Source organism: Mesorhizobium sp. M7A.F.Ca.MR.176.00.0.0, assembly GCF_004023165.1.
Taxonomy (GTDB): Bacteria; Pseudomonadota; Alphaproteobacteria; order Rhizobiales; family Rhizobiaceae; genus Mesorhizobium.
This window is the reverse complement of the sequence record NZ_RZTC01000036.1, coordinates 46804-55430: the sequence shown is the minus strand read 5'-3', so window position 1 is coordinate 55430 and position 8627 is coordinate 46804. Positions and strand designations below refer to the sequence as shown.

The window sequence follows — 8627 nt, the reverse complement described above, 5'->3', positions numbered from 1 at the left end:
GTGCTGGTGGGGGCGGCACTGATCGGCATCCTGCTCAACGCCATGACCATCATCGACATCCCGCTGCTCTACCAGAACCTGATCAAGGCCGCGATCCTGCTCGGCGCCATCATCGTCGACGGCATCATCAACCCACGTGACGAACAGACCGCCCAGCAAGGCGACATTTAGGGCAGATGGGCTAGCCCATCTGCTCGGGGTACCCGGTCCGATCCATCCCGGTCGGCTGGCAATGAAAATCGAAACGAGAGGATCTGACATGAAATTCATCAGGACATTGATGGCTGCCGCCACGGCACTCGCCGTCACCGCATTCGTGGCGCCCACCTTCGCCGCCGACGATCCCGGCCCGGCGGCTTACGCGCAGGCGCTCAAGGGCAAGCGCGTCATGCTGGTGCCGCTGGCAATGGGCTTCGACCTGGCGCAGGGCTGGGCGCACTATCTGAAGACCGAGGTTGAGGCCTGGGGCGGCGTGTTCGAGACGCGCGATCCGAACTGGGTCGTCGACGCCGGCGCGCAGGCGATCACCGACGCCATCTCGTCGGACACCAGGCCGGATGTGCTTATCATCCACGCGCCGGACCTCAACTCCTACTCCAAGCTGATGAAGAAGGCGCAGGCCGCCGGCACCTATGTCATCCTGGTCGACAATCCCGCCAACTTCCCGGCCGACGCCTTCATCGGCAGCGACTGGGACCGGCTTGGCCAGCTTGAGGCGGAAGCCGCGATCAAAGGCTGTGGCGAAAACTCTTCGAAGAAGATCGGCCTCGTGCAGGGTGACCAGGCGAACTCGTCCAGCCTTTACCAATATGCCGGCATCATGAAGGTGCTGGAGAAGCATCCCGACTTCAAGGTGGTGGCAAAGCCCGATTCAAACTGGGATGCGACGACCTCGCGCAATGTGACGACGACGATGCTGCAGCAGAACCCGGACATCTGCTCGATCATCGATTTCTGGGATGGTGACGCTACCGGCGCGGCTGCCGCGATCCGCGACGCCAAGCTCGACGGCAAGGTGTTCCTGGTCACCACGGGCGGTGGCGAGAAGGCGGCCGATTGCGACAAGCTGCAGGACGGCACCTATGGCGCCGTGGTGATGACCGATCTTGCCCGCCAGTCGGGTGACATGAACGCCATCATCAAGTTCCTGCTGCAGAGCGGCCAGCCGGCCGGCACGTCGCACACCTACATCTACACGCTGGAGAAGGCGACGACCAAGGCCGACCTGAAGCCCGACAGCTGCTGGGACCTGAAGGCGCTGCAGGCACAAGCGGCGGCGAAATAAGCGAACTCTTCTCAACACCGATCGAAGAGGTGGCCGGATTGCCCGACCACCTCTTCTCTTGAATCCCAGATTTGCAGCAGTGACCTGATGTCCTTTCGCGAACGCCTCCAGTCCTGGCGCTACAATCTCGTGCCCGACCATGTCGTCGGCGAGATCCTGACCAAGCGCTGGACCGACAATGCCATTCCGTTCCTGGCACTGGTGGCGACGCTGGCAACCTTCGGCTCGATCATTCCGGGCTTCTTCAAGCTGACCGCTTTGCAGGAATCCACCCGCCAGCTTGGCGAGTTCTCCATGGTGGTGACCGGCATGACGGTGGTTATGCTGGGCGGCGGCATCGACTTGTCGGTCGGCTCGATCTTCGCGCTGTCATGCTTCTCCGCGGTCTATGTCTTCTTCATCCTCGAACAGTCGATCTGGCTGGCGCTGGCCGCGTCGCTGGCCACCGGCCTCATCTTCGGCGCCATCAACGGCTACCTCGTTGGATATCTGCGCCTGCGCGCCTTCCTCACCACGCTGGTGACCTTCATCTTCGGACGGGCGCTGTTCGACATCCTGGTCACCACCTATGCCGCCGACGTACAGCTCTCGACGGCCACATCGGATGTGCTCGATTTCATCGGCGACAGCACGTTCTGGGGGCTGTCGGTCTCGGTGTGGCTGGCGATCATCCTGGCCATCGTCACCCATATCGCGCTGACCCGTTCACGGCCGGGCTGGCACGTGCTGGCGGTCGGCGGCTCCAGGCGCTCGGCGCACAATGCCGGCATCCGCGTGCGCCGCACGGTGTTCATGACCTATGTCTTCTCCGGCTTCTGCGCCTCGATCGGCGGCTTCCTCCTCGCTTGCCGGCTGAGCGGGGCAGGGCCGGGCACGGGCCTCAACCTCGAGATCATGGCGCTGACGGCGGCGGTGGTCGGCGGCGTCAGCCTTGGCGGCGGCCGCGGCTCGGTGATCAAGGGGCTGATGGGCGCCATCATCGTGCTGACCATGACCAACGGGCTGATCCGGCTGGGCTATGGCACCGGCACCAACCAGATGGTGCTGGGCATCATGCTGGCGGTCGCGGTGACCATCGACATCCGCTGGCTGAAGAACCGCCACAAGGTGCTGAACGAGGTCTATGTTGCGCCGGTCTATCTCAAGATGGGAGAGACGCAGTCGGCCGCACCAGGCTCCGGAACGCCCTACGAACTCGACAACCGGTTGTCGGCCGCAGAGCATATCGGGCTTGGTGAGCTGGAAGGGCCTGAAGACGTCATTCTCGACCGTGACGACAATCTCTATTGCGGCACGCGCCATGGCGAAATCGTCCGCTTCTTCGCGCCGGACTACGTCAAATCCGAGGTGTTTGCTCACATCGGCGGTTTCCCCCTGGGGCTGGCCTTCGACAAATCAGGCAATCTGATCAGCTGCGTCGGCGCCATGGGGCTCTACTCCGTCTCGCCGGAGCGGGAGGTCAAACGCCTGTCGGCGGAGACGTCGCGTTCGTGGACCTCGATCGTCGACGATGCGCGGCTGCGCGATCCCAATGACTGCGACATCGCACCGGACGGGCGCATCTATTTCACCGACTCCACCAAGCGCTACGACGCGCATGACTGGGCGCTGGATTCGATCGAGAACCGCGCCACCGGCCGGCTGCTGGTCTATGACCCGAAGGACGGCTCGACGAAGACGCTGCTTGACGGCTACCGCTACACCAACGGTGTGTGCATGGCGCATGACGGCAAGTCGCTGTTCTTCGCCGAAAGCTGGGCCTGCCGCGTGCATCGCTACTGGCTGGAAGGACCGAAAGCCGGCACCGCCGAATGCGTCATCCGCGACATGCCGGGCTATCCCGACAACATCAACCGCGCCTCCGATGGCAATTACTGGATGGCGTGGCTCGGCATGCGCACGCCGAGCTTCGACCTGTCGCTGCGCCATCCCGACATGCGCAAGCGCATGACGCGCCGCCTGCCGCAGGATGAATGGCTGTTCCCCAACATCAACACCGGCGGCGTGGTCAAATTCAACGAGAAGGGCGGCATCGTCGAGGCAATGGGCGACCTCACCGGCGGCGCGCATCCGATGGTCACCTCAATGCGCGAGCACAAGGGATATCTGTTCGTCGGCGGCATCCTCAACAACCGCATCGGCCGCTACAAGATCGCAGGCGCCGACCCGAACTGGACCAGTCCCGCTTCCTATTGGGGGGCGAAGCCATGATCCTCGATCCGGTGCTGGACCTGTTTCGCGGCAAGGCGGTCACCATCCCGCCGCTCGACGGCGCTTTTCGCCCCAACACGCGGCTGGATGATGCGCCGGCCTTTGCCGAGCTGACGGAACCGGACAATCTGCTCGTTACCGGTGACAGGCTACTGGCCTCCAGCGGCAACGCCATCCATTCGATTGCGGCTGGAGCGGAACCTGTCGTGGTCGAGACTTTTCCGTCTGCCGTCACCGCGCTGGCGCTGTCGCCATCCGGTGAACTGACGGTCGGGCTGGAAAGCGGAAAGCTGCTGATTGGCGGCAGCGACGTTTCGCTGCCGGCTGACCTCAGCTGCATCACCGCACTTGCCTATGCGGATGACGGCACGTTGTGGCTGGCCAATGGCTCGGCCGAGCACGCGCCGTCGCAATGGGCCGCCGATCTGATGAAGAAGGGTGCCTCCGGTTCGCTGTGGAAGCGAGACGCCGCGGGCGGTGATTTCCGCAAAGTCGCCGGCGAGATTGCCTTTCCCCATGGCCTGCATCCAGTCGGCAGCGATGTGCTAGTCTGCGAAAGCTGGCGTCATCAGTTGGTGCGTTTCGATGGCGCGACGGGCAGCCGCTCGACGGTTCTGACGCATCTGCCCGGCTATCCCGCGCGGCTGTCGCCTTCCGCCGATGGTGGGGCGTGGCTGACCCTGTTTGCGCCGCGCAACCGGCTGATCGAGTTCGTGCTACAGGAAACGCATTACCGTCAGGACATGCTGAGCCAGGTGCCGCCGGCCTACTGGATCGCGCCGGCGCTGGCCTCCAGCCGCAGCTTCCTCGAGCCGCTGCAATGCGGCGGCATCCGCACCATGGGCATCCACAAGCCATGGTCGCCGAGCCGCTCCTACGGGCGGGTGGTCAGGCTCGACCAGAAGATGCAGCCGCAATTCAGCCTGCACAGCCGCGCCAACGGCACGCGCCATGGCATCTGCAGCGTTGCGGAAAAGGACGGTCTTCTGTTCATCGCCTCCAGGGGCGGCGACTGTATCCTTTCCGTCGCCACGGGAGGTTTCTGATGGAACCGATTGTCCGTCTGGAGAATGTCACCAAGAACTACCGCGGCGTGCCCGCGGTGAAGAATGTCAGCTTCGACCTGCGCAAAGGCGAAATCCACGCGCTGCTCGGTGAGAACGGCGCGGGAAAATCGACGCTGACCAAGATCATCGCCGGTGTGGTCGACGCCCCCTCGGGCAAGATGTTCCACAAGGGGCAAGAGATCGCCTACGCCTCGCCGCATGCAGCGCTTGAAGCCGGCATCGCCATGGTGTTCCAGGAGACGAGCCTGGTGCCGTCGATGACGGTGGCGCAGAACCTCTATCTCGGCACCGAAAAGTTCCTCAACCGGCTGCGCGGCACCTACATTTCGGCGCAGCAATTCCTGCAATCGCTGAACTTTCCCGTCGACCCGAACGCCATGGTGGCGACGCTGGGTGCTGCCAAGCGGCAGATGGTCGAGATCGCGCGCGCGGTGCACCACAATGCCGAGATCATCATCTTCGACGAGCCGACGGCGACGCTGACGCCGGAAGAAAAGCGGCACTTCTTCGCGCTGATCCGGCGGCTGAAGGCGAGCGGCGTGTCGATCGTCTTCATCAGCCACGCGCTGGAAGAGGCGCTCGATATCGCCGACCGCATCACCATCCTGCGCGACGGCGAGCTGGTCATCACCGACGACACGTCTGCTTTCGACCGCGACAGGATCGTGTCCGCAATGGTCGGGCGCACGCTGTCGGGGCAGATCTACCGGCAGCGCGACGAAGCGAAGCTTCGCAAGGCGGGCAAGAAGGTGCTGTCGGTGCAGGACATCTCGATGAGCAATGTCGTGCGCAACACGTCCTTCTCGATCTTCGAGGGCCAGATCACCGGTGTGTTCGGGCTGATTGGCTCCGGCCGCACCGAAACCTTCAAGATCGTCTCCGGCATCTACAAGCGCGACTTTCTGCGCGGCGGCGCCATCGAGCTCGATGACAGGCCGGTGCGCTATCTCGTGCCGAGCGAGGCGGTGGCCGACGGCATCGTCTATGTCACCGAGGATCGCAAGAGCGAGGGCATCTTCGAGACGATGGGCATTGCCGAGAACCTGTTCGGCGGACTGCTGGCGGCGGACCGGGAAAAGGCCTGGGTGATCAATGCGCAGGAAATGCGCGCGCTCTCAGCCGAATGGACGAAGACGCTGAACATCAAGGCGATCAACGACAATGCGCGCGTCGTCGAACTGTCCGGCGGCAACCAGCAGAAGGTGGTGATCGGCAAGGGGCTGGTGCAGCAGCCGCGCATCGTCATCTTCGATGAGCCGACGCGCGGCGTCGATGTCGGCGCGATCGCCGAGATCCATCAGATCATCAACCGGCTGGCCGACGAGGGCCTGGCCGTCGTCGTCATCTCGTCCTACCTGCCGGAGATCATGAACCTGTCCGACCGCATCCTGGTCTGCCGCCAGGGCCGCATCGTCGAGGAGTTTTCGCCGGCCGAGGCGACGGAGGAGAAGATCATGTACGCGGCGGTTCACTAGGTTTTTTGGCGGGTGGTCGGTGGTCCACATACGTTGGCAATTTGGCGAAGGCTTCTACCTCATCGTCATCCTCGGGTCTCCGCGACGGCGCTTCGCGCCTGCTTCGCCCGTGGATGACGAAGTTTAGGTGCCTCGGCTAATCTTCAACGCTATTGCGGGCCAAAAACTGGGTCAAAGAAGCCGGTTAGCCGCCTTTGCTCGAAACTTGATTCAACGAACCAGTTCATCGATCGAAGCGAAAGGACCACACCATGGCCACAGCAAGACTCCTGACCGATGCCGAAGTCGAAAAAATCCCGGCCGTGAAAGTCGTCTTCGACGACATCCGCGCGACGCGCAAATCTGATTTCGTCAACAATTTCTGGCGCGGGCTGGCCAATGATCCTCCGGCGCTGAAGCGGATCTGGGAACAGTTGAAGGTGGTGATGGTGGCCGACAGCGCCATCGATCCGCTGACCAAGGAGATGATCTACATTGCTGTCTCGACCGCCAATGGCTGCTCCTACTGCGTCCACTCGCACACGGCGGCAGCGCGAGCCAAGGGCATGACCGATGCGCAGCATGGCGAGCTGGTGTCGATCATCGGGCTCGCCGGCCAGACCAACCATCTGGTGACGGCGATGCAGATTCCGGTTGACCCGCAGTTCGAGGTGAAGTGAGGCCTCACACCGGCCGGTAAACCTTCTCCGCCGTGTTCCAGAAGATATCCGCTTCCGCTACCGAACCATGCTTCGCCACCGCGTCGCGGTGCGCCTTGATCAGCTCGGCGTGGCTGGTCCACAGTTTTTCGATCGGGAAGTTCGAGCCGAACATCAAATGGTCGGCGCCCAATATGTCGATCGCATTGTCGACGATATAGGCGATCAGAGCCGGGTCGTTGCGGTGGACGAAGGTGCCGAGGCCGGAGAGCTTGGCGTAGAAGTTGGGGGCGGCTGCAAGCGTGCGCAGGCCTGCCTTCCAGGCTTCGGTGGTTTCCGGCTCCATGCCGGTCAGCATACCGGCATGGGTGAGGATGAAATTCGTCTCCGGGTTTTCGCCGACCAGCGTCAGGCCGTCCTTCATCTGGGCGGGGAAGAGCTGCAGGTCGAAGGACAGGCCATAATCCTTGAGCCGCGCCACATTGGCGCGCACGTTGGGGTCGATCACCTGGTCGGCGGAGGCGGCGAAACGGAAGGCCGGCGTCTCGTGCCAGTGCAGCTGCATGCGCACGCCGCGCAGCAGCGGATACTTTTTCAGGCGATCGATCTGAGTCCTGATATCGTCGACGGTCATGTCGGTATAGCCGACGATGGCATGCGGCCAGCCGGTTTCGTCGGATGTCTTCTGCAGGAAGGCGACTTCCTTCTCGAAATCCTCCTTGGCCCAGTTGGTCTGGACATAGACGGCCTTTTCGACGGCTGAATCCCTCTGGTCTTCGAGAAATTCCTCGATCGGGTAGTCGCGCCGGATCGGCTCGTAGGGACCGAAGATGCGCGGCACCATCGGCCCGACCAGCCAGGGCTGGTCCTTTTGGCGCCAGATGTGGAAATGCGCGTCGATTGTTTTCTGCATCATGAAACCCTCTTCCAGATTGCCGCCGCCGCTGAAGCAGGGCGAGCGAGCGACAGGATGAAATCGGTGAGGCCGGCGAGTGATGAGCCGTCGACCAGATCGTCGAGCACCGGCAGGATGGCGCGAAGTGCAGCCGTTGCCGGCCGGAAGCGCGGGTCGCCGGCTAGCGGTGTGGCCAGCGACAGCCGGAAAGCGCGGGCGCTCAGCCGTCGCATCGCCGTCTCCATCTCGCCATGATCGCCGCGCTCCAGCGCGTCGGACAGGATCACGACCGTGGCACCGCGTGCAAACGACGAGAAGCGCGGCACCGAGAGGAAGGCGAGCAGCGTCGGTCCCATGCGGGTGCCGCCATCCCAGTCGTCGACCTGGGCAGCGGCGCGCGCCAGCGCCTGGTCGCGGTCGCGGATGCGCAATGCCGTGGTGATGCGCGTCAGCCGCGTGCCGAAGGTGAATATCTCGGCGCGGTCGGCACCTTGCACGGCCGCATGTGCCAGCTTGAGATAGTCCGCTGTGTGCAGCTTCATCGAGCCGGACACATCGATCAGCAGAAGCAGCTTGCGCGGCACAGTCTGGCGGCGGCGTAGCAGTGGCGAGGGCACGTCGCCATCGGCGCTGACGATTTCCCTGAGCGATCGGCGCAGATCGAGCTTACCGCGCGAGTGGGTGCGTACGGTGCGGAAGGAGCGCCGGGCTGGTAAAGCGGTCGAGAGTTTGCGACGAAAGGCGGTCAGCCTGTCATCGTCGCGCTGGAAGTCGCGGGCACTCAACTGCTCCAGGGCCGAAGAGAGGTCGCCGCCCTCTTGGCTTTGTTCGGCCTCGAGCCGTTCGTCGTCGGGGCCGCCATCATCCTTGATGCGAGTTTCCTCGTCGGCGTCGCCTTCGACCACGGCGGACGTATTGCCATAAAAATGGCTCTGGAAATGCGCCTCGAATTCGTCGCGGCGGTCGGGCGGCGGCGCCAGCGTCGCGAGCGCCGCCTCGCGGATGTCTGCCATCGAGCGCGGCCCGAGCAACGTCACCGCCTGCATGAAACAGGAG

7 protein-coding genes and 1 pseudogene are annotated in these 8627 nt (G+C 63.5%); 6 read left to right on the top strand and 2 right to left on the bottom strand.

Features of this window, described 5'->3' with window-relative positions:
- The 6 genes and pseudogenes from EOB59_RS36295 to EOB59_RS14535 form a co-directional block, all read left to right on the top strand.
- A pseudogene (locus tag EOB59_RS36295) lies at positions 1-171 on the top strand (ABC transporter permease); the annotation flags it as partial.
- Between the two features lie 88 nt (positions 172-259).
- Entirely contained in the window at positions 260-1285 is a 1026-nt protein-coding gene (locus tag EOB59_RS14555; protein ID WP_127398059.1) for a sugar ABC transporter substrate-binding protein, read from the top strand.
- 87 nt (positions 1286-1372) lie between these two features.
- Entirely contained in the window at positions 1373-3496 is a 2124-nt protein-coding gene (locus tag EOB59_RS14550; RefSeq protein ID WP_128288639.1) for an SMP-30/gluconolactonase/LRE family protein, read from the top strand.
- The gene (locus tag EOB59_RS14545; protein ID WP_128288638.1) at positions 3493-4542 is read left to right on the top strand and encodes a hypothetical protein; all 1050 of its coding nucleotides are present in this window, start codon (positions 3493-3495) and stop codon (positions 4540-4542) included. Before EOB59_RS14550 ends, EOB59_RS14545 begins: the two co-directional genes overlap by 4 nt.
- Positions 4542-6038 carry a sugar ABC transporter ATP-binding protein gene (locus EOB59_RS14540; RefSeq protein WP_128288637.1) on the top strand — a complete coding sequence of 499 codons (1497 nt, stop codon included), beginning with the start codon at positions 4542-4544 and terminating at the stop codon, positions 6036-6038. Before EOB59_RS14545 ends, EOB59_RS14540 begins: the two co-directional genes overlap by 1 nt.
- A 251-nt stretch (positions 6039-6289) precedes the next feature.
- Entirely contained in the window at positions 6290-6697 is a 408-nt protein-coding gene (locus EOB59_RS14535; RefSeq protein WP_127809928.1) for a carboxymuconolactone decarboxylase family protein, read from the top strand.
- Positions 6698-6701: 4 nt separating this feature from the next.
- Here EOB59_RS14535 and EOB59_RS14530 read toward each other — a convergent pair whose 3' ends face one another.
- On the bottom strand, positions 6702-7589 hold the full coding sequence (locus tag EOB59_RS14530; protein ID WP_164895651.1) for an amidohydrolase: 888 nt from the start codon (positions 7587-7589) through the stop codon (positions 6702-6704).
- On the bottom strand, positions 7589-8627 hold a 1039-nt coding region (locus tag EOB59_RS14525), incomplete at its 5' end, for a VWA domain-containing protein (RefSeq protein ID WP_245486628.1). The genes EOB59_RS14530 and EOB59_RS14525, both read right to left, overlap by 1 nt.